The 23,953-nt window shown below is 72.0% G+C and carries 21 protein-coding genes; 16 read left to right on the top strand and 5 right to left on the bottom strand.

Annotation, left to right across the window (positions count from 1 at the left end; translation table 11 throughout):
- Positions 1-76: 76 nt before the first annotated feature.
- Positions 77-535 (bottom strand): lamin tail domain-containing protein, encoded by a 459-nt coding sequence (locus GQF42_RS31070; RefSeq protein ID WP_158925368.1) that lies wholly within the window; start codon positions 533-535, stop codon positions 77-79.
- 137 nt (positions 536-672) lie between these two features.
- On the opposite strand from GQF42_RS31070, the gene dxr reads away from it, so the two are divergent.
- The 6 genes from dxr to GQF42_RS31100 all read left to right on the top strand — a co-directional run bounded on the left by dxr (position 673) and on the right by GQF42_RS31100 (position 6,891).
- Positions 673-1,944 (top strand): 1-deoxy-D-xylulose-5-phosphate reductoisomerase, encoded by a 1,272-nt coding sequence (gene dxr, locus GQF42_RS31075; protein WP_158925370.1) that lies wholly within the window; start codon positions 673-675, stop codon positions 1,942-1,944.
- Complete coding sequence (locus GQF42_RS31080) at positions 1,941-3,245, top strand: M50 family metallopeptidase (RefSeq protein WP_158925372.1); 1,305 nt, start codon at positions 1,941-1,943, stop codon at positions 3,243-3,245. The genes dxr and GQF42_RS31080 overlap by 4 nt, the downstream gene beginning before the upstream one ends.
- A gap of 168 nt (positions 3,246-3,413) precedes the next feature.
- On the top strand, positions 3,414-4,571 hold the full coding sequence (gene ispG / locus GQF42_RS31085) for a flavodoxin-dependent (E)-4-hydroxy-3-methylbut-2-enyl-diphosphate synthase (protein ID WP_158925374.1): 1,158 nt from the start codon (positions 3,414-3,416) through the stop codon (positions 4,569-4,571).
- Positions 4,572-4,808: 237 nt separating this feature from the next.
- A complete protein-coding gene (locus GQF42_RS47010) occupies positions 4,809-5,465 on the top strand; it encodes a DUF6531 domain-containing protein (RefSeq protein ID WP_267906153.1) in 657 nt (218 codons plus the stop codon).
- The gene (locus GQF42_RS31095; protein ID WP_233273514.1) at positions 5,462-5,932 is read left to right on the top strand and encodes a barstar family protein; all 471 of its coding nucleotides are present in this window, start codon (positions 5,462-5,464) and stop codon (positions 5,930-5,932) included. The genes GQF42_RS47010 and GQF42_RS31095 overlap by 4 nt, the downstream gene beginning before the upstream one ends.
- A 110-nt stretch (positions 5,933-6,042) precedes the next feature.
- Positions 6,043-6,891 carry a GNAT family N-acetyltransferase gene (locus tag GQF42_RS31100; RefSeq protein WP_158925378.1) on the top strand — a complete coding sequence of 283 codons (849 nt, stop codon included), beginning with the start codon at positions 6,043-6,045 and terminating at the stop codon, positions 6,889-6,891.
- Positions 6,892-6,973: 82 nt separating this feature from the next.
- On the opposite strand, the gene GQF42_RS31105 is transcribed toward GQF42_RS31100, so the two are convergent.
- A complete protein-coding gene (locus tag GQF42_RS31105; protein ID WP_158925380.1) occupies positions 6,974-8,017 on the bottom strand; it encodes a questin oxidase family protein in 1,044 nt (347 codons plus the stop codon).
- Positions 8,018-8,166: 149 nt separating this feature from the next.
- Between GQF42_RS31105 and GQF42_RS31110 the strand changes: the two genes are divergently transcribed.
- The gene (locus tag GQF42_RS31110; RefSeq protein ID WP_158925382.1) at positions 8,167-8,697 is read left to right on the top strand and encodes a GNAT family N-acetyltransferase; all 531 of its coding nucleotides are present in this window, start codon (positions 8,167-8,169) and stop codon (positions 8,695-8,697) included.
- Between the two features lie 74 nt (positions 8,698-8,771).
- On the top strand, positions 8,772-10,475 hold the full coding sequence (locus GQF42_RS31115) for a proline--tRNA ligase (RefSeq protein WP_158925384.1): 1,704 nt from the start codon (positions 8,772-8,774) through the stop codon (positions 10,473-10,475).
- A gap of 71 nt (positions 10,476-10,546) precedes the next feature.
- Here the strand turns inward: GQF42_RS31115 and GQF42_RS31120 are convergent, their stop codons facing one another.
- The 3 genes from GQF42_RS31120 to GQF42_RS31130 are packed head-to-tail and all read right to left on the bottom strand — an operon-like array spanning position 10,547 to position 12,561.
- On the bottom strand, positions 10,547-11,446 hold the full coding sequence (locus tag GQF42_RS31120) for an aminoglycoside phosphotransferase family protein (protein WP_158925386.1): 900 nt from the start codon (positions 11,444-11,446) through the stop codon (positions 10,547-10,549).
- Positions 11,447-11,506: 60 nt separating this feature from the next.
- The gene (locus GQF42_RS31125) at positions 11,507-12,013 is read right to left on the bottom strand and encodes a ferritin-like domain-containing protein (RefSeq protein ID WP_158925388.1); all 507 of its coding nucleotides are present in this window, start codon (positions 12,011-12,013) and stop codon (positions 11,507-11,509) included.
- Positions 12,010-12,561 (bottom strand): hypothetical protein, encoded by a 552-nt coding sequence (locus tag GQF42_RS31130; RefSeq protein WP_158925390.1) that lies wholly within the window; start codon positions 12,559-12,561, stop codon positions 12,010-12,012. The genes GQF42_RS31125 and GQF42_RS31130 overlap by 4 nt, the downstream gene beginning before the upstream one ends.
- A 236-nt stretch (positions 12,562-12,797) precedes the next feature.
- On the opposite strand from GQF42_RS31130, the gene rimP reads away from it, so the two are divergent.
- The 8 genes from rimP to GQF42_RS31170 all read left to right on the top strand — a co-directional run bounded on the left by rimP (position 12,798) and on the right by GQF42_RS31170 (position 23,834).
- The gene (gene rimP, locus GQF42_RS31135) at positions 12,798-13,307 is read left to right on the top strand and encodes a ribosome maturation factor RimP (protein WP_158925392.1); all 510 of its coding nucleotides are present in this window, start codon (positions 12,798-12,800) and stop codon (positions 13,305-13,307) included.
- 2 nt (positions 13,308-13,309) lie between these two features.
- On the top strand, positions 13,310-14,314 hold the full coding sequence (gene nusA / locus GQF42_RS31140) for a transcription termination factor NusA (protein WP_158925394.1): 1,005 nt from the start codon (positions 13,310-13,312) through the stop codon (positions 14,312-14,314).
- Positions 14,315-14,461: 147 nt separating this feature from the next.
- Positions 14,462-14,758, top strand: a complete 297-nt coding sequence (locus tag GQF42_RS31145) for a YlxR family protein (RefSeq protein ID WP_158925396.1) — start codon at positions 14,462-14,464, stop codon at positions 14,756-14,758.
- Between the two features lie 146 nt (positions 14,759-14,904).
- Positions 14,905-18,000, top strand: coding sequence for a translation initiation factor IF-2 (gene infB / locus GQF42_RS31150; protein WP_158925398.1), 3,096 nt, complete (start codon positions 14,905-14,907; stop codon positions 17,998-18,000).
- Between the two features lie 189 nt (positions 18,001-18,189).
- Positions 18,190-18,483, top strand: a complete 294-nt coding sequence (locus GQF42_RS31155; RefSeq protein WP_158925400.1) for a DUF503 domain-containing protein — start codon at positions 18,190-18,192, stop codon at positions 18,481-18,483.
- A 53-nt stretch (positions 18,484-18,536) separates the two neighbouring features.
- Positions 18,537-18,989: a 30S ribosome-binding factor RbfA gene (gene rbfA / locus GQF42_RS31160; protein ID WP_158925402.1), complete on the top strand. Its 453-nt coding sequence runs from the start codon at positions 18,537-18,539 to the stop codon at positions 18,987-18,989.
- Complete coding sequence (gene truB / locus GQF42_RS31165) at positions 18,986-19,891, top strand: tRNA pseudouridine(55) synthase TruB (protein ID WP_158925404.1); 906 nt, start codon at positions 18,986-18,988, stop codon at positions 19,889-19,891. The genes rbfA and truB overlap by 4 nt, the downstream gene beginning before the upstream one ends.
- 289 nt (positions 19,892-20,180) lie before the next feature.
- Entirely contained in the window at positions 20,181-23,834 is a 3,654-nt protein-coding gene (locus tag GQF42_RS31170) for a trypsin-like peptidase domain-containing protein (protein ID WP_158925406.1), read from the top strand.
- The last annotated feature ends 119 nt before the right edge of the window (positions 23,835-23,953 follow it).

The following is a 23,953-nucleotide window of genomic DNA, read 5'->3' on the forward strand; positions in this document are numbered from 1 at the left end:
ACGGGCGTCAACGGGAAGGATGCCATGATCCGCGACCGGACGTGCACGATTTCGCGCTACGTCAGCAGCACTTACGTCAGCAGTACTTGTGACCCGCGCCCGGCTTCGTCCAGGAACACGACGAGACCTTGGCCCCGTTCGCCCGCGTGAGCGTGGCCGTGTCCCGGTCGTTGTTCCAGACGTACGCGCGGCGGCCCTGGTACTTGTCCGTCGCGGTGTCCGAGCCCCGGCCCGTGTGGATCTTCATGTACTTCCCGGCGCCGATGCTGACGTTCTTGAAGACGTAACGGTGGTTGGAGGCGTCCTTCAGCACCCACCCCTTGAGCGAGACGGTCGAGCCGCCGGTGTTGCGGATCTGCACCCACTCGGCGTTGAGGCTCTTGTCGGAGCGGTCGTCCTTGCCGGGGCTGTCGTACCAGACGTGGTAAATGGATACGCCTCCGGCCGCCTGGGCGGGGGCGGTGAGCAGGGTGCCGGTGAGCAGGGCCGCGCCGGCGAGGGCGGGCAGGGCGGCGCGAAGCCGTATGTTCCACATCCCTGATGTATTATCACGTGATCTTCACCGGTACTTCACAACGGGAAAATCGCTCCATCCGGCGACGAAACCTGTTAACGCACCCGCCCGGGGGATGCGCTGTCCGGAGCACTGCCCGATGCGGCAACAATGGAGAGATGACCGACAGCCTCGCCCGTCCGGCACCCCTTGCCGACCCGCACCTCGTCTACGACGCCCTCGCGGGCGACGGTCCCAAGGACGTGGTGATCCTCGGTTCCACCGGATCCATCGGCACCCAGGCCATCGACCTCGTGCTGCGCAACCCCGACCGCTTCCGGGTCACCGCACTCTCCGCGAACGGCGGCCGGGTGGCCCTCCTCGCCGAGCAGGCCCACCGGCTGCGGGTACGGACCGTGGCGGTCGCCCGCGAGGACGCCGTACCCGCCCTGCGCGAGGCGCTCGCCGCAGCGTACGGCGCCGGGGAGCCGCTGCCCGAGATCCTGGCCGGACCGGACGCGGCCACCCAGGTCGCCGCCTCCGAGTGCCACACCGTCCTCAACGGCATCACCGGCTCCATCGGCCTCGCGCCCACCCTCGCCGCCCTCGCGGCGGGCCGGACCCTCGCGCTCGCCAACAAGGAATCGCTGATCGTCGGCGGCCCGCTGGTCAAGGGGCTCGCCAAGCCCGGCCAGATCATCCCGGTCGACTCCGAGCACGCCGCGCTCTTCCAGGCCCTCGCCTCGGGCAACCGGACCGACGTCCGCAAGCTCGTCGTCACCGCCTCCGGCGGCCCCTTCCGCGGCCGTACCAAGGCCGAGCTGGACGACGTGACCGTCGAGGACGCGCTCGCCCACCCCACCTGGGCCATGGGCCCGGTGATCACGATCAACTCCGCGACCTTCGTCAACAAGGGCCTGGAGGTCATCGAGGCGCACCTCCTCTACGACATTCCCTTCGACCGCATTGAGGTGGTCGTGCATCCCCAGTCGTATGTTCACTCGATGGTCGAGTTCACCGACGGATCCACGATCGCCCAGGCGACGCCCCCCGACATGCGCGGGCCCATCGCCATCGGTCTGGGCTGGCCCGAACGGGTCCCGGACGCGGCGCCCGCGTTCGACTGGAGCAAGGCCTCCACCTGGGAGTTCTTCCCGCTGGACAATGAGGCCTTCCCGTCAGTGGACCTCGCCCGGCACGTGGGGCAGCTCGCGGGCACCGCCCCGGCGGTGTTCAATGCGGCCAACGAGGAGTGCGTCGAGGCCTTCCTGAACGGCGCGCTGCCCTTCAACGGGATCATGGAGACCGTCACCCGGGTCGTCGAGGAGCACGGCACCCCGGTCATGGGAACTTCACTTACGGTGTCGGACGTCCTCGAAGCGGAGACCTGGGCCCGTGCCCGGGCCCGTGAACTCACAGCCACGACGGCGAGCGCGGAGGCGCGTGCATGACGACCTTGATGTTCATCCTCGGCATAGTGGTCTTCGCGGTGGGCCTGCTCGTCTCGATCGCGTGGCACGAGCTGGGACACCTGTCCACGGCCAAGCTCTTCGGCATCCGCGTGCCGCAGTACATGGTCGGCTTCGGCCCGACCGTCTGGTCGCGGAAGAAGGGCGACACCGAGTACGGCTTCAAGGCGATTCCGCTCGGCGGGTACATTCGCATGATCGGCATGTTCCCGCCCGACGAGGAGGGCCGGGTCTCCGCCCGCTCCACCTCGCCGTGGCGCGGCATGATCGAGGACGCCCGCTCGGCCGCCTTCGAGGAACTGCAGCCGGGCGACGAGACGCGCATGTTCTACACGCGCAGGCCGTGGAAGCGCGTCATCGTCATGTTCGCGGGCCCCTTCATGAACCTGGTGCTCGCCGTCGCCCTGTTCTTCACCGTGCTCATGGGCTTCGGCATCCAGCAGCAGACCACCAGCGTCGCCTCCGTCTCGCCCTGCGTCATCGCCCAGAGCGAGAACCGCGACAGCTGCAAGAAGTCCGACCCCGCGTCCCCGGCCCAGGCCGCCGGCATCCAGAAGCGCGACAAGATCGTCTCCTTCGACGGCAAGCGCACCAAGGACTGGAACACGCTGTCGGACCTGATCCGCGACAGTGCCGGCAAGACGGTACCGATCGTCGTCCAGCGCGACGGCAAGCAGCTGACGCTCCACGCCACGATCGCCACGAACCTGGTCGCCAAGAAGGACTCCAGCGGCCAGTACGTCCAGGGCAAGTACGTCAAGGCCGGCTTCCTCGGCTTCAGCTCCGCCACGGGCGTCGTCCACCTGGGCTTCGGCGACTCCGTGACCTGGATGACCGACCGGGTCGGCGACGCCGTCGACTCCCTCGCCGCGCTGCCCGGCAAGATCCCGGCGCTGTGGAACGCCGCCTTCGGCGACGGCCCGCGCCAACCGGACTCCCCGGTGGGCATCGTCGGCGCGGCCCGCATCACCGGCGACATCGCCACCCTCGACATCCCCGCCTCACAGCAGGTGGCGATGTTCGTGATGCTGCTCGCCGGCTTCAACCTCTCGCTGTTCCTGTTCAACATGCTCCCGCTGCTCCCGCTCGACGGCGGGCACATCGCGGGTGCCCTGTGGGAGGCACTGCGCCGGAACGTGGCCCGCGTGCTGCGCCGCCCGGACCCCGGTCCGTTCGACGTGGCGAAGCTGATGCCGGTGGCTTACGTGGTGGCGGGAATCTTCGTCTGCTTCACGGTCCTGGTCCTCGTGGCGGATGTCGTTAACCCGGTGAAAATCTCCTAGCCGCACGGCGTTGGGAGCGGCCCGGAAGGTGATCTTCCGGGCCGCCATCCATCAGGTGGGTTTACCGGACGGGATGTGCTCCGGCCGGGCCCGGTGCCGTAATCTCGAAGCCTGGAGCCCGCCGTTACGGGACCGGACCTTGATCCACGACTTGGGGTTGCACAGCAGATGACTGCGATTTCTCTCGGCATGCCGTCCGTTCCGACCAAGCTCGCCGAGCGCCGCAAGAGCCGGCAGATCCAGGTCGGAAGTGTGGCGGTCGGTGGAGACGCACCCGTCTCGGTCCAGTCGATGACCACGACCCGTACGTCGGACATCGGCGCGACCCTCCAGCAGATCGCCGAGCTGACCGCGTCCGGCTGCCAGATCGTCCGTGTGGCCTGCCCCACCCAGGACGACGCCGACGCCCTCGCCACGATCGCCAGGAAGTCCCAGATCCCGGTGATCGCGGACATCCACTTCCAGCCCAAGTACGTCTTCGCCGCCATCGAGGCCGGCTGCGCCGCGGTCCGCGTCAACCCCGGCAACATCAAGCAGTTCGACGACAAGGTCAGGGAGATCGCCCAGGCGGCCAAGGACCACGGCACCCCGATCCGGATCGGCGTCAACGCCGGCTCCCTGGACCGCCGCCTGCTCCAGAAGTACGGCAAGGCGACGCCCGAGGCCCTGGTCGAGTCGGCCCTCTGGGAGGCCTCCCTCTTCGAGGAGCACGACTTCCGGGACATCAAGATCTCGGTGAAGCACAACGACCCGGTCGTCATGATCGAGGCCTACAAGCAGCTCGCCGCCCAGTGCGACTACCCCCTCCACCTCGGCGTCACCGAGGCGGGCCCGGCGTTCCAGGGCACGATCAAGTCGGCGGTGGCCTTCGGCGCCCTCCTGTCCCAGGGCATCGGCGACACGATCCGGGTGTCCCTCTCGGCTCCCCCCGCCGAGGAGGTCAAGGTCGGCATCCAGATCCTGGAGTCGCTGAACCTGCGCCAGCGCGGCCTGGAGATCGTCTCCTGCCCGTCCTGCGGCCGTGCCCAGGTCGACGTCTACAAGCTCGCCGAAGAGGTCACCGCGGGCCTCACCGGCATGGAGGTCCCGCTCCGCGTGGCCGTCATGGGCTGCGTGGTCAACGGCCCGGGCGAGGCCCGTGAGGCCGACCTCGGTGTCGCCTCCGGCAACGGCAAGGGCCAGATCTTCGTCAAGGGCGAGGTCATCAAGACCGTCCCGGAGTCCAAGATTGTCGAAACCCTCATCGAGGAGGCCATGAAGCTGGCCGAGAAGATGCAGGACGAGGGTGCGGAGTCGGGCGAGCCGTCGGTGTCGGTCGCAGGCTGACCCCCTCCTCGCGTCGGTGAGTCCCGTCACGGCTCGGTGGCGGGACTCAGTCACACCTCTGCCCATACGGATGTCCCCGGCTGCCGAGGCATGGCCCCCCTTGTCGGCGAGCGCCTAGACCAGCAGCGGCATCGGTGAGCAGGACCTGGAAGTCCCGCCCCGGTACGCGCCCGTGCCGTACGGCGTTCGCGACCAGCTCGGCGGCGACCTTCGCGTCGTTCGAGCAGGGCAGGTGTATTGCGTCGAGCGGAGGCCTACGCCCCTCATCGGCTTCGTGACGGAGTAGGCCCTCCCGCGCAAGCGACTGGGTGGACGGGAGGTCATGGGTGGTGGCGGTGGCGTGAAGCCGCTCGGAGTCACGACCGCCCCACCCTCACCCTGCCCGCCGCGCTCCCTCTGGTCTTCACGCGCCGTGTGGAGTCGGGCCACCGCCTGGGCCGTTGGTTCGGTCCGGCCTGGTCCTCCACGTTGGACCAGCATCTGGCAGTGGACACCGAGGGTGTCGTCTCCGCCACCGAGGACGGCCTTCTCCCCACCTACCTCCATCCGCGGGCCGATGCCCCGGCGTTGCCCATCCACCATCCTCACGGCATACCGGTCGGAATCACTTCCTCCGTCGGCCACCACCTGAAGATCACCACGGGCGGAGAGCGGGTCACGGCTCTGCACCTCGCGGGCGCGGCCCCGTTCGAAAACAGCGGAAAGGGCGACGGCCAAAGGCCTCCCGAACTCGATAGCCATGGGAATCCGATCAAATATACGGAATGGGGAACGGCGCGGTCGATCGACAACCCGAGCCGGGGTGGCGAGAGAATTGCTACCGGTTCCGACGGATCCGCCTACTGCACTCCGACCCACCATCAGAGATACATCGTCATGGAGACCGGCCGGTGAACGAGACCCTCTGGTGGCCACGTGCGGAGGGAGAAGCCGAGGTTCGTGTCACATCGGCCGACGCCACGCTCTCTGTCAGCCGTGCCCTCCCTCCCGCCGGCCTGATCCATTCGGCCCGGATGCAGGGCGAGGAGATGCGCGATACGGACGGGGTGTTCACGGAGTTCTACGAGGCGCTGCGGCTCCCCGACCATTTCGGCTGGAACTGGAACGCATTGCGGGACTGCCTGAGTGATCTTCAGTGGATCCATGCCGCACACTTCCTTCTCGTCATCGAAAAAGCCGATGCCGTGCTGTCGGAAGCGCCTGAAGAACGCGACATCCTCTGGCGTGCGATGAATGACACAGTGAAGTTCTGGGCCGGGAAACCAGAATTGCCGGGGCAGCAGAAGACCACCTTTGACGTCGTGCTGCTGTGCCCGCCCGACGTCGAGGAGGCGATGCGCAGCGAAGTTCTGCGCTCATAGACCACCGCAGATCTCTCCCCGGACCCCCTGTTCCGCACCACTAAGCGCTTCACGACCGCTCGGGGTACAGTGCGGAGGATCAGCAGAACCCCAGCCCCGAGGCCCCGCACGTGTTGACCCAGACCACTTCACGGGTGCTCGAACCGAGCGACCTTGACGCCGCGCTCGCCGTCCTCGACCGCGAGCCGGTCGCGAACGCCTTCGTGACCTCGCGCGTCCGGATCGCCGGCCTCGACCCGTGGCGGCTCGGCGGCGAGATGTGGGGCTGGTACGAGGACGGCATGCTCACGTCCCTGTGCTACGCGGGGGCGAACCTGGTGCCCATCTGCGCCACCCCGCGCGCCGTACGGGCCTTCGCCGACCGGGCCCGCAGGGCCGGCCGCCGCTGCTCCTCCCTCGTCGGGCCCGCCGACGCCACCGCCGCCCTGTGGCGCCTGCTGGAGCCCCACTGGGGCCCCGCCCGCGAGATCCGAGCCCACCAGCCCCTGATGGTCACCGACCGGATGCCCGTCGACATCGCCCCGGACCCCTACGTCCGCCGCGTCCGCAAGGACGAGATGGAAAGGATCATGCCGGCGTGCGTGGCGATGTTCACCGAGGAGGTCGGCGTCTCGCCGCTCGCCGGGGACGGCGGGCTGCTCTACCAGGCCCGCGTCGCCGAACTCGTCGGCGCCGGCCGCTCCTTCGCCCGCATCGACGAGTACGGCAGGGTCGTCTTCAAGGCCGAGATCGGCGCCGCGACCCACCAGGCCTGCCAGATCCAGGGCGTCTGGGTGGCCCCCGAATACAGGGGCAGAGGCTTCGCCGCACCGGGGATGGCGGCCGTCCTGCGCTACGCCCTCGCGGACGTGGCCCCGGTCGTCAGCCTGTACGTGAACGACTTCAACACCGCGGCGAGAAGGACGTACCGGCGCGTGGGCTTCCAGGAGACCGGCGCTTTCATGAGCGTGCTGTTCTAGGCGAGCTGTTCCAGACGTGCTGTTCTGGTTGACAGCCGCACCGGCCGCACCGGCCGCTGTGCCCGGATCGCCGGCTGCTCGGTCAGACCGGCAGCTGCTCGATCAGAGCGGCCGAGCGGACCACCGCCGCGAGCGCCTCGGGGCGGCCCGTGTGCGCGTACACCTCCAGGCAGGTGTCCGCGAGCTTGATGACGTGCTCGTCCCCGTGCCGGGAGGCCAGCTCGAACACCTCGTCCGCCGATCCGGGCGCGGCGGGCAGATCGCCGGGCGGGGCGGGCTCGGCAGGAGCGTACGCCGCCGTCACGGCCGCACTCGCCGCCCATGCCGCGTGCAGACTGCCGACCCACAGGGTGCGGGGCAACGCCGGCAGAGTGCGCAGGACGGCCATGGGCGCGGTCGCCGAGTGCACCAGCATCACCGGTGAACCGTGCGCGTTCGGCAGGTAGTTCAGCGCTGCCGCCGTGATGACCTCCGCCAGCAGGTCGCGGGCCTGCCCGGCGTCGGCGGCCGGGCGCAGGGCGGCCAGTGCGAGGGGCCAGCCGGCCAGGCCGGAGAGCTGGTCCAGCCGGTGGTTGATGCCCGCGCTCTGGTCCGGGACCCGCGGCACTTCGGCCAGCGCGGCGGCGGGCCCGGCCGTGCCGGCCGGGGCGGTGAGCGGGACCGGCTGCCAGCGTGCCGCCCAGTAGCCGAGGGCCTGGCCCAGCTCGGCCCGCCGGGCCGCGTCCTCGTGTTCCAGCAGGGCGTGCACGGCGTGGCCGGTCCTGATCACCCCGTGGGTGGCGCCCGCCGCGATCCCCGGCAGCAGCCGCGGCCACCACGTCTCCAGCACGGTCCGCCACGGGCGCTGCTCGACCTCCCGCGCGAAGAAGGCGAGCCAGTCACCGAGCCGCCGCGGTTCGCCGAGCGCCGCGCGCCAGTCCTCGGCGGCGAGGGGCGACAGACCGCGCGGCAGCTCGTCCAGCCGTTCCATGTAGCGGTCCAGCCAGCGGTGGACATGGCCTGCGTGCCCACGGCGGACCAGCGCCTCCACGGCCATCGGACCGTGATTGCTCAGCCATCCCTCGAACTCGGGCCCGGTCCGGTGCAGTCGTTCGTAGGCCTCGTCGAGCGTGCTCTCAGCGTCCATGACCACGACGTTAGGCGAGCGTCGGGGCGGGTTCATCGGCCGTGGGGTCGAGCCGGGTGCGTACCCGGGGCCTAGGACCGCGGTCGGACGGGTACGGTCCGCCCCTTCGCCCCGCCCGGCCGTGGGCGGCCCCCCTGTACGCTCCCCGCATGGACCTCGTGATCGGCCCCCTGGACCTCTCCGCCCACGTCGACGAGGCCCTGGCCGTCCAGGCGGTCGCCTTCGGGCTCGGCCCGGACGAAGTCGCCGTACGCCGTCAGATCGTCCAGCGGCACATGCAGTACCGGGGTGCGAGGGCCCTCGGCGCGACCGTCGGCGGGCACCTCGTCGGCTTCGTCTACGGCATGCCCAACTCCCGCATCCACTGGTGGTCCACGGTCGTGGAGCCCTACCTCCGCGCGAACGGCAACGACTCCTGGCTGGACGACTCCTTCGTCATCACCGAACTGCACGTCCACCCCGGCCACCAGAACCGCGGCATCGGCCGGCGGCTGATCACCACGATCACCGACAGTGCGGCCGAGCCCCGCTCGATCCTCTCCGCGATCGACACCGACAGCCCGGCCCGCGGTCTGTATTTCTCCCTCGGGTACGTCGACCTGGCCCGCCAGGTGCACTTCCCGAGCGCGCCCCGGCCGTACGCCGTGATGGGTGCCCCCCTGCCGCTGCGCGGGCGCTGACCGATTTCCGCCCGCACAGGCGGCCCGGCTAACCTCCTATGCCATCACCCTTACCCGGCAGGAGTACGAGAACCATGGCCAACGCACCGGTCCAGCGCATGTCCCAGTTGATGGCGAAGACGCTGCGCGACGACCCGGCGGACGCCGAGGTCCTCAGCCACAAGCTCCTCGTCCGTGCCGGTTACGTCCGCCGTACCGCCGCCGGCATCTGGTCCTGGCTGCCGCTGGGCAAGAAGGTCCTCGCCAACGTGGAGCGGATCGTCCGTGAGGAGATGGACGCGATCGGCGCCCAGGAGGTCTCCCTCCCCGCCCTGCTGCCCAGGGAGCCGTACGAGGCGACCGGCCGCTGGGACGAGTACGGCCAGGAGCTGTTCCGGCTCAAGGACCGCAAGGGCGGCGACTACCTCCTCGGCCCCACCCACGAGGAGATCTTCACCCTCCTGGTCAAGGACCAGTGCACGTCCTACAAGGACCTGCCGGTGATCCTCTACCAGATCCAGACCAAGTTCCGGGACGAGGCCCGCCCCCGCGCCGGCATCCTGCGCGGCCGTGAGTTCCTGATGAAGGACTCGTACTCCTTCGACACCGAGGACGAGGGCCTCGCCCAGTCCTACGCCCTGCACCGCCAGGCCTACCAGCGCGTCTTCGACCGCCTCGGCCTGGACTACCGCATCTGCGCGGCCACCGCCGGCGCCATGGGCGGCTCCAAGTCCGAGGAGTTCCTCGCCCCGGCCGAGGCCGGCGAGGACACCTTCGCGGACTGCCCGAACTGTGACTTCGCCGCCAACACGGAGGCGATCACGTACGAGCTGAAGCCGGTCGACGGCTCGGCCGTGCCCGCGCTCGAGGAGATCCCGACCCCGGACACCCCCACCATCGAGACCCTGGCCGCCTCCCTCGGCGTCCCGGCCTCCGCCACGCTGAAGAACCTGCTGGTCAAGGTGGACGGCGAGATCGTCGCCGTCGGCGTGCCCGGCGACCGCGAGGTCGACCTGGACAAGGTCGAGGCACACTTCGCGCCGGCCGCCGTCGAGATGGTCACCGAGGCCGACTTCGCCGGCCGCCCCGACCTGGTCCGCGGCTACGTCGGTCCGCAGGGCCTGGGCGAGAAGGTCACCTACATCGCCGACCCGCGCGTGGCCCCCGGCACCTCCTGGATCACCGGCGCCAACAAGGACGGCATGCACGCGAAGAACGTCGTCGCCGGCCGTGACTTCGAGGTCGACGCGTACGTGGACGTCGTCGTGGTGCAGGAGGGCGACCCCTGCCCCAAGTGCGGCACCGGCCTGAAGCTGGACCGCGCCATCGAGATCGGCCACATCTTCCAGCTGGGCCGCAAGTACGCCGACGCCCTCAAGCTCGACGTCCTCGGCCAGAACGGCAAGCCCGTCCGCGTCACCATGGGCTCCTACGGCATCGGCGTCTCGCGTGCCGTCGCCGCGCTCGCCGAGCAGTCCGCCGACGACAAGGGCCTGGTGTGGTCCAAGGAGGTCGCCCCGGCCGACGTGCACGTGGTCGCCGCCGGCAAGGCCCTGCAGACCGAGCTGGCCCTCGACGTCGCCGAGAAGCTGGCCGCCGCGGGTGTCCGCGTCCTGGTCGACGACCGGGCCGGTGTCTCCCCGGGCGTGAAGTTCACCGACGCCGAGCTGATCGGCGTCCCCCAGATCCTGGTCGCCGGCCGCCGCTCCGGCGAGGGCGTCCTGGAACTGAAGGACCGCAAGAGCGGCGAGCGCGAGGAGCTGTCCGTCGAGGACGCGATCGCCCGTCTGACGGCGTAACGGGGCAAGCCCCTCGGCACAGGAGAAGCCCCCGAGATCCCGCAGAGGTCTCGGGGGGCTTCCCTTCGCGCTCACAGCCAGCCGGCGAACTCCAGCAGCAGCTCCCCGTCCTTGGGCCGCCCCACGCGAAGCGCCCGCACCCCGGACTCCACCGCCCGGAACAGCGTCCAGCCGCGCAGCCGCTCCTGGTCGACCTCCAGGGACTCGGCGAGCCGCTTGATCCGCCGCCGAACGATCGCCGCACCGGACGGCGACGCGATCAGGTCCTCCACCCGGTCCCGCACCAGCCGCGCCAGATCGAAGGCGCACTCGCCGACCACCGGATCCGGACCCACGGCCAGCCACGGCATCCGCTCCCCGGCCAGCACCTTGCTCTGCCGGAACGTGCCGTGCAGCAACCGGTGTTCGGGCGGTGCGGCCACAAGTGCCTCGCGGGCCGCGAGCGCCGCGTCGACCAGCGGTGCCACCTGTGGATCGGCGTCCGCTCCCGCCCGCATCGCCGCCGCCTGCCGCCCGGTGCGCTCCACGACCGTCTCGAAGACATGCTCGGCGGGCGGCTCGGCCCACAGCCGGCGCAGCGTTCCCGCCGCCTCCAGCAGCGCCTTCGCCTCCGGCAGCGACCGCACCGACACATCCGGGTGCAGCCGTTCGAGCAGCAGCACACCCTCCTCGCCACCGGTCTCCAGCAGTTGTACGGCGCCCAGGCCACCCCAGTGCGCCAGCGCCGCCCGCTCGCCGGCCGGACGGGCCCTGGGCGGGGCCAGCTTGAGCACGGCCGGGGTGCCGTCGGCCCGCCGCACCAGGACCACCAGGCTGCTGCGCCCGCCCGGCACCTGCACCCGCTCCACGGTCAACTCCCGCTCGGCCACAGCCTGTTCGGCGGCCCGGGGCAGCTGCGCCAGCCAGGCGTCGCCGTCCGGTGCCGTCTCACCGAGCGCCCGTACCAGGCGCGGCGGCGGTTCGAAAGCCATGCGCGAGCGTTTCCTTCCAGTCCGGGTCGTGTCGTGGGGCGCGTGCCTGGGGATACCGGGTCACGGCGTTGCCGAGGCGGAGGCCGACGGTGTCCCGCGCAGCGGCGTACCGGCCGCGCCGGTCCCCTCGGCGGCCCGCTCGGCGAGCCCAGGGAAGGCTACGCTCTCCCCGCTCCAGCGCACCGCGCGCACCGCGGCCTGCCTGAGCGCCCCGGCCGCCGAGCCGCGCCGCGCGCCCGTCGCCGCCCGGACCAGATCCGCGTACACCCCGGCCAGGCGCTCTTCCAGCTGTGCGGCGAGGCGCAGCGCCGCCGCCGAGTCGGACACCGGGAACGGCAGCGCATACGCGGCGTTGGCGGCCACCGGCTCGCCGCCCAGGTCGCGCACCTCACGGGCGAGCGCGTCCCGGTCGGCCCGGTGGGCGTTCCAGGCCGCCCGTGCCTCGTCGCGGCGCGCCTCGGCGATCCGGCCGCCGACGACGCCGTAGCCGTACACCGTCGCGTGCTCCGCCGCCAGCGCCGACTGAAGCGCGGTCAACTCGGCCTTCCCGGGGTCCTTGTCGCTCACTTGGCCCCCTCGGCCGTCAGCAGGTACGCGTGCGCGGCGCCGGCCGCCGCGACGGACGCCAGCAGCCGGGCCAGTTCGCCCGGTACGTCCAGCAGGGCCTTGGCGCGCCGGTCGGCGAGGGTGCGTTCGGCTGCGGCCAGCGCGGCGAGGGCGTCCTTCTCGGTGACCGGGACGGCCGCACCGGCGGACGGGGAGGCTGCCGCACCGGCCGACGGGGTGGCCGGGGTAGCCGAGGACACCGAGGACTTCGCGGGTGTGGGCGTCGTGCCGTCCGTGAGGGCCTCCACGTGTGCCGCCACCTGGGCGCGCAGCGGGCGCAACCGGTTCTCGAGCGGCGGATGTGCGGCGAGGACCGCGTCGTAGCGCGCCAGCAGCTCCTGACTGTCCCGGGCCGCACGCGCGCGTGCCCGCGCGGTCACCGACGAGGTGCCGCTGTCACGGGAGTGGGGACCGGAGGTGCAGCCCGCGAGCAGGGCGGCACCGGCGGCCGAGGCGAGCACGGATCTTCTGCGCGGCCCCGAGGGGGTGCGCGGCGGGGGGTACGGCACTGCAGACGTCCTCGGGGAACTCGTACGACAAGAAGCACGGCGGCGGGCGGCACGCCCGTGATCACGGTACCCGCGCACCCGTCCCACGCCACTCACCGGCACCGATCGGCCTCTTGGGCACCGGGCTCGTCCCCACTTGTCCACAGGTGGACGGCAACACACCCCGCGACCGGATACCCTTTGACCAGACACGCGACCCATCCCACAACAGCACACGCGGCCGAGGAGTCACCCGGATGAGCACCACCCAGAGCGAGAGGCTGCGAGAGCTGCTGGAACCGCTCGTCACCTCTCAGGGGCTGGATCTCGAAGAGATCCACGTGGACTCCGTAGGACGCAAGCGGGTGCTGCGTGTGGTCGTCGACTCCGACAGTGGTGCGGATCTGGATGCCATCGCCGATGTGAGCCGTGCGCTCTCGGCGAAGCTCGACGAGACCAACGTGATGGGCGACGTGGCGTACGACCTGGAGGTCGGCACCCCCGGCGCGGAGCGCCTCCTGACCGAGCACCGGCACTTCGTGCGCGCCACGGACCGGCTCGTGAAGTTCCAGCTGACCGAGGACGGCGAGCTGACCGCCCGGATCCTGACGGTCGACGAGGACGGTCTCGACGTCGAGGTCCCCGGGGTCAAGGGCCGCAAGGCCACCACCCGTCGGCTGGGCTTCCCGGAGATCGACAGGGCGCGCGTGCAGGTCGAGTTCAACCGCAAGGACAAGAAGGACATGAAGGAAGAGGAGGAGGCGTAGCCGTGGACATCGACATGAGCGCCCTGCGGGGCTTGGTTCGGGAGAAGGAGATCTCCTTCGACCTGCTGGTCGAGGCGATCGAGTCGGCCCTCCTCATCGCCTACCACCGCACCGAGGGAAGCCGCCGACACGCGCGCGTGGAGCTCAACCGGGAGACCGGGCATGTGACCGTGTGGGCGAAGGAGGACCCCGAGGACCTCGAGGAGGGCCAGGAGCCCCGCGAGTTCGACGACACCCCGTCCGGCTTCGGCCGGATCGCCGCCACCACCGCCAAGCAGGTGATCCTGCAGCGGCTGCGCGACGCCGAGGACGACGCGACCCTCGGCGAGTACGCGGGCCGCGAGGGCGACATCGTCACCGGTGTGGTCCAGCAGGGCCGCGACCCGAAGAACGTGCTCGTGGACATCGGCAGGCTCGAGGCCATCCTGCCGGTGCAGGAGCAGGTGCCCGGCGAGACCTACCCGCACGGCATGCGTCTGCGCTCCTACGTCGTCCGGGTGGCCAAGGGCGTGCGCGGTCCGTCGGTCACCCTCTCGCGTACGCACCCCAACCTGGTGAAGAAGCTGTTCGCCCTGGAGGTGCCGGAGATCGCCGACGGTTCCGTGGAGATCGCCGCGATCGCCCGCGAGGCCGGCCACCGCACCAAGATCGCCGTACGGTCCACCCGTTCGGGTCTGAACGCCAAGGGCGCCTGCATCGGCCCGATGGGCGGCCGGGTGCGCAACGTGATGGGTGAGCTGAACGGTGAGAAGATCGACATCGTCGACTGGTCGGACGACCCGGCGGAGATGGTGGCCAACGCCCTGTCACCCGCTCGGGTGAGCAAGGTGGAGGTCGTCGACCTCGCCTCCCGCTCCGCCCGGGTGACCGTGCCGGACTACCAGCTGTCGCTCGCGATCGGCAAGGAGGGGCAGAACGCCCGCCTCGCCGCCCGGCTCACCGGCTGGCGCATCGACATCCGCCCGGACACCGAGCAGCCCGCCGAGCAGCCGGAACGTGGCGAGTAACCGGGCGAACGCAACAAGTAACCGGTCGCTCGCCCCGGGCGTGACTCGGGGAATAGATCCAAGCCGCAGATGGCTTCGTTTCACGACAACAGCCGTTCGATCTTTGCCCCGAAGGGGTGAGGCCGATACGGGGAGGTAGACTTAACCGTGTCTGGCCGGACGGACGCCCGAGTATGCCCAGAACGTACCTGTGTGGGGTGCCGGGAGCGTGCGGCCAAGAACGATCTCCTGCGGATCGTGAGGATCGAGGACGCATGCGCCCCCGATCCCCGCGGTACGCTGCCCGGCCGGGGTGCCTACGTACACCCCGTTCTGGTCTGTCTCGACCAGGCGGTACGCCGCCGGGCGTTCTCACGGGCGCTGCGCGCCCCGGGAGCGCTCGACACAAAGGCGTTGCGCCGATACGTCGAGCAGACAACAGTTGCTGAACAGGCAACACCGTAAGGAAGTGGCGCGCGGACCGTCCGCGTGGCCAGGTACCCCGCGAGTTGGAAGTAGGTCGAGATTGCGATGAGCACTCGATGAGCACGCGATGAGTACGCCCATGAAGTAGCGACGGTCCGGCTTCACCCGGACCTCAAAGGAGCGAAGTGGCTAAGGTCCGGGTCTACGAACTCGCCAAGGAGTTCGGTGTCGAGAGCAAGGTCGTCATGGCCAAGCTCCAGGAACTCGGTGAATTCGTCCGTTCGGCGTCTTCGACCATCGAAGCGCCGGTTGTACGCAAGCTGACCGACGCCTTCCAGGGCGGTGGCAACGGCAAGTCCGCCGGTAAGCCCGCCCCGCGCAAGGCTTCCCCCAGGCCCGCCGGGCCCTCCCCGGCGCAGGCGGCACGTCCGGCTGCCCCGAAGCCGGCGGCCCCCAAGCCTCCGACGGCGCCCGCTGCCCAGCAGCCCGCTGCCCCGTCGGCCCCCGTGACACCCGCGCCGGCCTCCGGCCCGCGTCCGGTGCCGGGTCCCAAGCCCGCGCCGCGTCCGGCTCCGGCCGCCCCGGAGTTCACCGCTCCGCCGGCTGCCCCGGCCGCTCAGACCCCGCAGGCCCCGGCCGCGCAGGGTCCGCGTCCCGGCGCCCGCCCGGCTGGTCCCAAGCCCGGCGGCGCCCGTCCGGGTGGTCCCGGTCAGGGCCAGGCCCGTCCGGGCCAGGGTGCCCCGCGTCCCGGTGGCCAGGGCTCGCGTCCGGGTGCCCGTCCGGCCGGTCCGCGTCCGGGTAACAACCCCTTCACCTCCGGTGGCTCCACCGGCATGGCCCGCCCGCAGGCCCCGCGCCCGCAGGGCGGTCCGCGTCCCGGTGGCCCCGGCGGTCACGGCGGTGCCGGTGCCCCCGGCGCCGGTCCCCGTCCGCAGGCTCCCGGTGGCCAGGGCGGCGGTCCGCGTCCCCAGGGTCCCGGCGGTCCGCGTCCGACCCCGTCCGGCATGCCCCGCCCGCAGGGTGGTCCGCGTCCCGGCCCGGCCGGCCCGCGTCCGAACCCCGGCATGATGCCGCAGCGTCCGGCTGCCGGTCCGCGTCCTGGCGGCGGTGGTCCCGGTGGCCGCGGTCCCGGTGGCGGCGGTCGTCCCGGTGGCGGTGGCGGTCGTCCGGGTGGCGGCGGCTTCGCCCGTCCCGGTGGCGGCGGTGGCGGCTTCGCCGGTCGTCCCGGTGGTCCCGGTGGCGGTGGCGGTGGCGGCGGTTTCGCCGGCCGTCCCGGTGGCGGTGGCCCCGGCGGTGGCGGCGGTGGCCGTCCCGGCTTCGGTGGCCGTCCCGGTGGTCCCGGTGGCCGCGGTGGCACGCAGGGCGCCTTCGGCCGTCCCGGTGGTCCCGCGCGTCGCGGTCGCAAGTCGAAGCGGCAGAGGCGCCAGGAGTACGAGGCCATGCAGGCCCCGAGCGTCGGCGGCGTGATGCTGCCGCGCGGCAACGGCGAGGCCATCCGTCTCTCCCGCGGCGCGTCGCTCACCGACTTCGCGGAGAAGATCAACGCCAATCCGGCGTCGCTCGTCGCGGTCATGATGAACCTCGGCGAGATGGTCACCGCGACGCAGTCCGTCTCCGACGAGACCCTGCAGCTCCTCGCCGACGAGATGAACTACACGGTTCAGATCGTCAGCCCCGAGGAGGAGGACCGCGAACTGCTCGAGTCCTTCGACATCGAGTTCGGCGAGGACGAGGGCGACGAGGAGGACCTGGTGGTCCGTCCGCCGGTCGTCACCGTCATGGGTCACGTCGACCACGGTAAGACCCGCCTGCTCGACGCCATCCGCAAGACGAACGTCATCGCGGGCGAGGCCGGTGGCATCACCCAGCACATCGGTGCCTACCAGGTCGCGACCGAGGTCAACGACGAAGAGCGCAAGATCACCTTCATCGACACCCCGGGTCACGAGGCGTTCACCGCCATGCGTGCCCGTGGTGCGAAGTCGACCGACATCGCGATCCTGGTCGTCGCGGCCAACGACGGCGTCATGCCGCAGACGGTCGAGGCGCTCAACCACGCCAAGGCGGCCGACGTCCCGATCGTCGTCGCGGTCAACAAGATCGACGTCGAGGGTGCCGACCCGACCAAGGTGCGCGGTCAGCTGACCGAGTACGGCCTGGTGGCCGAGGAGTACGGCGGCGACACGATGTTCGTCGACATCTCCGCCAAGCAGGGTCTGCACATCGACTCGCTGCTGGAGGCCGTGGTCCTCACGGCCGACGCCTCGCTCGACCTGCGGGCCAACCCGGCCCAGGACGCGCAGGGCATCTCGATCGAGTCCCGCCTCGACCGCGGCCGTGGTGCCGTGGCGACGGTCCTCGTCCAGCGAGGCACGCTGCGGGTCGGCGACACGATGGTCGTGGGCGACGCCTACGGTCGTGTGCGCGCCATGCTCGACGACAACGGCAACAACGTCGCCGAGGCCGGCCCGTCGACGCCGGTCCAGGTCCTGGGCCTGACCAACGTCCCGGGTGCGGGCGACAACTTCCTGGTGGTCGACGAGGACCGTACGGCCCGCCAGATCGCCGAGAAGCGCGCCGCCCGCGAGCGCAACGCGGCCTTCGCCAAGCGCACGCGCCGCGTCTCGCTCGAGGACCTGGACAAGGTGCTCAAGGCCGGCGAGGTCCAGCAGCTGAACCTGATCATCAAGGGTGACGCTTCTGGTTCCGTCGAGGCCCTGGAGTCCTCCCTGCTCCAGCTGGACGTCGGCGAAGAGGTCGACATCCGCGTCCTGCACCGCGGCGTCGGTGCGGTCACGGAGTCGGACATCGACCTGGCGATGGGCTCGGACGCCATCGTGATCGGCTTCAACGTCCGCGCGGCCGGCCGCGCGGCGCAGATGGCCGAGCGCGAGGGCGTGGACGTCCGGTACTACTCGGTCATCTACCAGGCGATCGAGGAGATCGAGGCGGCCCTCAAGGGCATGCTCAAGCCGGAGTACGAAGAGGTCGAGCTGGGTACGGCGGAGATCCGCGAGGTCTTCAAGTCGTCCAAGCTGGGCAACATCGCCGGTGTCCTCATCCGCTCGGGCGAGGTCAAGCGCAACACCAAGGCGCGCCTGGTCCGCGATGGCAAGGTCATCGCGGAGAACCTCAACATCGAGGGCCTGCGTCGCTTCAAGGACGACGTCACCGAGATCCGCGAAGGCTACGAGGGTGGTATCAACCTCGGCAACTTCAACGACATCAAGGTCGACGACGTCATCGCGACGTACGAGATGCGGGAGAAGCCGCGGGTGTAACGGCCCACGGTTCGTGCTGGCCGGCGGAACTCGGGTTCTGCCGGCCAGCGCGCCGTTCCCGGGGGTCTCGCCCCCGGGAAGCGCTGCAGTCGACGGCGCCCGGAAAACCCGGTCGAGCCACTGGCACCCAAGCGGTACCGTGGCTCCAGGCCATCGATCCCGTACCGGCGGGTCAACCCGGCACACAACATGTATGTGGGGACTCTGTCCTTCGACCTCCTCCTCGGCGACGTCCACTCGCTGAAGGAAAAGCGCTCCGTCGTCCGCCCGATCGTCGCCGAGCTCCAGCGGAAGTACGCGGTGAGCGCGGCCGAGGTGGACCACATGGACCTCCACCGGCGAGCGGTCATCGGCCTCGCCATGGTCTCTTCGGACGCGGGGCACCTGAGTGACGTACTCGACCGGTGCGAACGGCTGGTCGCCGGCCGCCCCGAGGTGGAACTGCTGTCGGTCCGACGCCGTTTCCACGGCGAAGACGACTGACGCGACCAGACCACAGCAACACGAGAAGAAGAAAAAGAACGGGAGACGGACCAGTGGCCGACAACGCGCGGGCGAAAAGGCTGGCGGACCTCATCCGAGAGGTGGTGGCCCAGAAGCTGCAGCGCGGGATCAAGGACCCGCGGCTCGGCTCGCACGTCACCATCACGGACACCCGGGTCACGGGTGACCTGCGGGAGGCGACCGTCTTCTACACGGTCTACGGGGACGAAGAGGAGCGGAACGCCGCTGCCGCGGGCCTGGAGAGCGCCAAGGGCATCCTGCGCTCCGAGGTCGGCCGTGCGGCCGGCGTGAAGTTCACGCCGACCCTGACCTTCGTCGCGGACGCCCTGCCGGACACCGCCCGGACCATCGAGGACCTCCTCGACCGGGCCCGGCAGTCCGACGCCGCGGTGCGCGAGGCGTCCGCGGGTGCCGCGTACGCCGGCGAGGCGGACCCGTACAAGAAGCCGGGATCCGACGAGGAGACGGACGACAGCGCCGAATGACCAGCAAGCCCACTCCGCCCGACGGCCTTGTCATCGTCGACAAGCCGTCGGGCTTCACCTCGCACGACGTGGTCGCCAAGATGCGCGGGATCGCCCGGACCCGACGCGTCGGCCACGCCGGCACCCTCGACCCGATGGCGACCGGTGTCCTGGTCCTCGGGGTCGAGCGCGCCACCAAACTCCTCGGACACCTCGCACTGACCGAGAAGGAGTACCTGGGCACCATCCGCCTGGGCCAGAACACGGTCACCGACGACGCCGAGGGCGAGATCACCTCCTCGACCGACGCCGGCAAGGTGACCCGGGACGCCATCGACGCCGGCATCGCCAAGCTGACCGGCGACATCATGCAGGTGCCGTCCAAGGTCAGCGCCATCAAGATCGACGGCGTACGGTCGTACAAGCGGGCCCGCAAGGGCGAGGACTTCGACATCCCCGCCCGCCCGGTACGGGTCTCCTCCTTCGCGGTGTACGACGTCCGGGACGCGGTCGCCGAGGACGGCACCCCGGTGCTCGACCTGGTCGTCTCCGTCGTCTGCTCCTCCGGTACCTACATCCGCGCGCTCGCCCGTGACCTGGGCGCCGACCTCGGCGTCGGCGGCCACCTCACCGCGCTGCGCCGGACGCGCGTCGGGCCGTACAAGCTGGACGCGGCGAAGACGCTGGACCAGCTGCAGCAGGAGCTGACCGTGCTGCCGATCGCCGAGGCCGCGGATGCCGCGTTCCGCCGCTGGCAGGTGGACGCCAGGCGGGCCCGGCTGCTGCTCAACGGCGTCCGGCTGGAGATGCCCGGCGAGTACGCGGGCGCCGGTCCCGTCGCCGTCTTCGACGCCGAGGGCCGCTTCCTCGCGCTGGTCGAGGAGCAGCGGGGCAAGGCCAAGAGCCTGGCCGTCTTCGGCTGAGCCGAGCACACGGGCGAGCGCTTGTCGCCGCGCGCACAAGCGAACGCTCGTCCGTGGAGCGACGGCCGGCCACGGGGTGGGCCCCTGCCGCCGCTCCACGGTCCCCCCTCGGTTCCCCCATCCCTAGGGTTATCCAGCGGCACCCGACTATTCACCCGTCCGGGCAGGCGCTCGGAGTGAACCGGGGGAGCGGACGGGGGCGCGTTTGCCACGCGATCTGTCCCGCCGATCACCGCGCGCCTACCGTCGAAGACAGGGCAAACGGGGGTAAGGGCGGGGAGGTACGGCCATGGCGGGACGGGGCCCGCGCACCGGAAGCGGTCGCCGGCAGACGGCGGACGCCGTCCACCGGGGCCAGGGGGATCGTACGGACGCAGCCTCCGGGCAGGGTGCGTGCCGCGCCGACGGTGCCCCGCGCACCGTCGGCACCACGCGCGCGGCAGCCCCCGCCCAGCCGTACGACACCCCTCACCGGCCCCCGCTCCCCGCCCTCGTCGAGATCCGCGACCTGGCCGGCCGCCCCCGCGGCATCGGCTTCCTCGCCGATCACCTCGGCACCCTGCTCACCAGCCATGAGACCGTCGACGGTCTGCCCCGGCTCGTGCTGCACGCGGCGGACGACCGGGCGGGCGAGCGCGTCTGTGTGGTCGACGCCGGCGCCGTCGTCCCGCTGCCCGCCCGTGACCTGGCCCTGGTCCGCACCGAGGGGCTGGGCCTGGCCCCGCTGCCGCTGACCGTGCGGGAGCGCGTCGACGCCGGGACCTATGTACGGATCCCGGCGGGCTGCTGGCGCGAGGCGCGGGTGCTCGCCGCCATCGAGGCGACATACACCGCCACCGACCGCTTCCACCTCCTCGAGGACGCGCTGGAGCTGGCCATCGGCACCGCCGGCCGGGACGCGCTGCGGCTCGGCGGCGGGGCCGCGGGCGGACCGGTGCTGGACGCCGGGACCGGGGCCGTCCTCGGCGTCCTCGGCACCGCCCTGCACTCCGCGCGGCGCGATGCGGGCTTCGCGGTCCCGCTGCGGCCCGCCGACGGCCCCCTCGCCGAACTGCTCGCCCGCAACGCGGCCACCGTGCCCGCCTACGGCGCCGACCTCAACCTGGCCGGCATCCTGGAACTCACCGCCACCTCGGTCGGCCAGGACGGCTCGCACGGCAGGCGTTGCGCAGCCACGGAGCCGGTCGAACGCGCCCATCCCGCACGGGAGTTGGCCGCCTTCGAGCACGGCGACCGGGCCGTGCTCGCGCTCGTCGGCGCCCCGGGCAGCGGCCGTACGACCCAGCTCACCGCCCTCGCCGCGCGCCGCGCCCGCGCCGAGCGGCCCGCGCCCACGCTGTGGCTGCGCGGTGCCGACCTGGAGGAGGCCGACGGCTCCGTGGCCGACGCCGCCCGCCGCACCCTGGACCGGGCCGCCCGGATCGTGGCCGCCGCCCGCAGCGCCCACCCCGACGACCTCGGCGACGTCACCCCCGAGTGGCTGGCCCGCCAGGCCGCCCGGGCCGGCCGCCCGCTGCTGCTCCTGCTCGACGGCCCCGAGGAGATGCCGCCCCTGCTCGCCCACCGGACGAGCGAGTGGACCAGGGGCACGGCCGACTGGCTGCGCGCAACCGGGGCACGGCTGGTGGTGGCCTGCCGGGAGGAGTACTGGGAGCGGGCCGGGGCGGAGTTCCCCGCGGACCTGCTGCACGCGACCCCGGCCCGTTCGACCGCGCAGGCGGCTCCGGCCGCCCCCACGGCCCCCCTCGCCCTCACCACCCCCACCGCCCCCGGTGCCTTCACTCCTCACCTGCCGCCCTGTGTCCGGCTCGGTGCCCTGAGCCCGGACGAGGCGCGGCGGGCCCGGGCCCGGTTCGGCATCCCGGACGGTGCCCTCGTCGAGCGGGACGCCCGGCATCCGCTCACCCTCCGGCTGCTGTCCGAGGTCCGGGCCGCCACGCCGGACGCCCCGGCGGCCCGGCCCGTCGACCGGCACGAGGTGTTCGCCGCGTACCTCGACCTGATGTGTCTGCGCGTCGCGGTCCGCCTCGCCGTCCAGAGCGGTCTGCGCGGCACGGCCGTACGCCGGCTCGCCGCCCGGGTGGCCGGACAGGTGCACGAGGCCGCGCGGCGCAGTCTCGGGCCCGGACAGGGCGAGCTGGACCGGGAGTCCTTCGAGACGGTGTTCCCCTGGGGGCTCGCCCCGGCCCGGCTCGGCGGCGGCACCGGCTGGGCGTCCGCCGTACTCGCCGAGGGCCTCCTCGTCCCGGCCGGCGACGGCTACCGCTTCGCGCACGAGGAGCTGGCCGACTGGATCCAGGGCATGCACCTCGACCTGGACGAGGCCCTGCACGCCCTGGTCCACCGCCCCCACGCCCCGCGGGAGCCCGCTCCCGACCCGGTGCCGCACCACCGGGTCGGGCCCGTCGTACAGGCCCTGCTGTTCCTCGCCCGGCAGCGCGGATCCCGTCAACTCACCGCCAGGCTCAGGGACTTGACCGACACCCTGGAGCGGGACCCCGGCTCCTGGTGGGCCGCCCGGCTGCTCGCCCGCACCCTGCTCCAGGTTCCGGACGCCACGCCGTACACCGAGGTGCTGCGGCTGCTCGCCGACCGGATCGTGGCCCTGCGCCGGGCGCGGCGAGAGGTGCCGGCCGACTTCGGGCCCGCCTTCTGGACCGAGCTGCCCCTGCCCGACGCCGAGCGGCTCGCCCTGCTGCGCGGGCTCGTCCTGGCCGACCAGGCGCCACCGGAGCCCGGCGAGCGCTATCTCGACGCCGTCGCCCGGCTGCTCGCCGCCGCGCCCGCCGCCGTACAGCCGCAGCTGACGCACTGGTTCGACGACGAACGGCCGCTGCCCGCGACCCCGCACGCCACCGTCGCCACTGCCGCGCAGGCGCTGCTGCACACCCACCGGCACGGCGCGCTGGACGGTCTCACCGACATCCTCGTGGCGAGCGCCCACCGGCGCGCCCACGAACTGCTCACCACGCTCGCCGAGGACGAGCCGTCGGCGCTCTGCCGGGCCGTCGAACGCTGGGCGCACGACGAGCGCCCCGCCCGCCGGGCGGCAGCCGTGACCTTCGGGCTGCACGCGGCCCCGCAGGCGCGCGCACAGGCCGACCGCGAGCTGCTGCGCCGTGCCGCCCTCGCCCTGCTCGCCCGCCCCGCAGACGACACCCTGCACGGCGGCGCCCTGGCCCTGCTGATCCACGATCCGCACACCCGGGGCCCGCACCTGCCCGCGGCGCTACGAGCCTTCGCCGAAGGCGACCCGCACCTGACGCCCCGCGCCCTGGCCCCTGCCCTCGCCACCCATCCCGAAGCGGTCCTGGCGGCCTTGCGCCCCCGGCTGCACGGCGCGGACGCGGCGCTCACCCTGCGCGTCCTCGCCGACGCCACCACCCCGGCCCTCGCCCATGACGTCGCTGCCCTGGCCCGGGAGGCCGTACGACAGCACCCGGAGACCGCGGGACAGCTCGCCGCCCACGTCGACCACCGGCTCGAGCAGGGCCCGACGGCCCGCCCCGTCCTGCTGCCCCTGGTCATCGGACTGCTCCACGACAGCCCCGAACCACTGCGCGCGGCCCTCGCCGCCGTCCTTTCCGCCGCGGGCAGCCCCGCCTCCCGCCCACTGCGCCGCGAGCTGCTGGAGGTCCTGTTCACCGGCGAACAGGCCCCGTCCGTCCTGGCCGCCGTCCTGCATGCCGCGGCCGAGCACGGCGACCGCCGGGAGGAGGAGGCCCGCGGGCTCGTGCGCCGCACCGGTCTGCTCCTGGTCCGCACGCCCGAGGGGGCCACCCGCTTCGACCGCTGCCTGGTCGAGCTGGGCCGGCACGTCCCCGGCTTCGCCGTGCTGATGGCCCGCTGGCTCGCCGACACCCCGGACGACTGGGCCGCCGTCGTGGGCCCCAGCACCCGCCGCACGCTGGAGAACCTGGCGGGCGTCCGCGTGCCCGCCTGAGCGGCACCGAAGACATGGCGCTGAACGTGCGCCCGGTCACAGCCCCGATACCGATGCCGGACAGAGGCACCCGGCATGGCACCCTTAGACCTGCACAAGAGGTCAAGGTAGACACGGAC

It is taken from the genome of Streptomyces broussonetiae, assembly GCF_009796285.1.
Classification (GTDB): domain Bacteria; phylum Actinomycetota; class Actinomycetes; order Streptomycetales; family Streptomycetaceae; genus Streptomyces; species Streptomyces broussonetiae.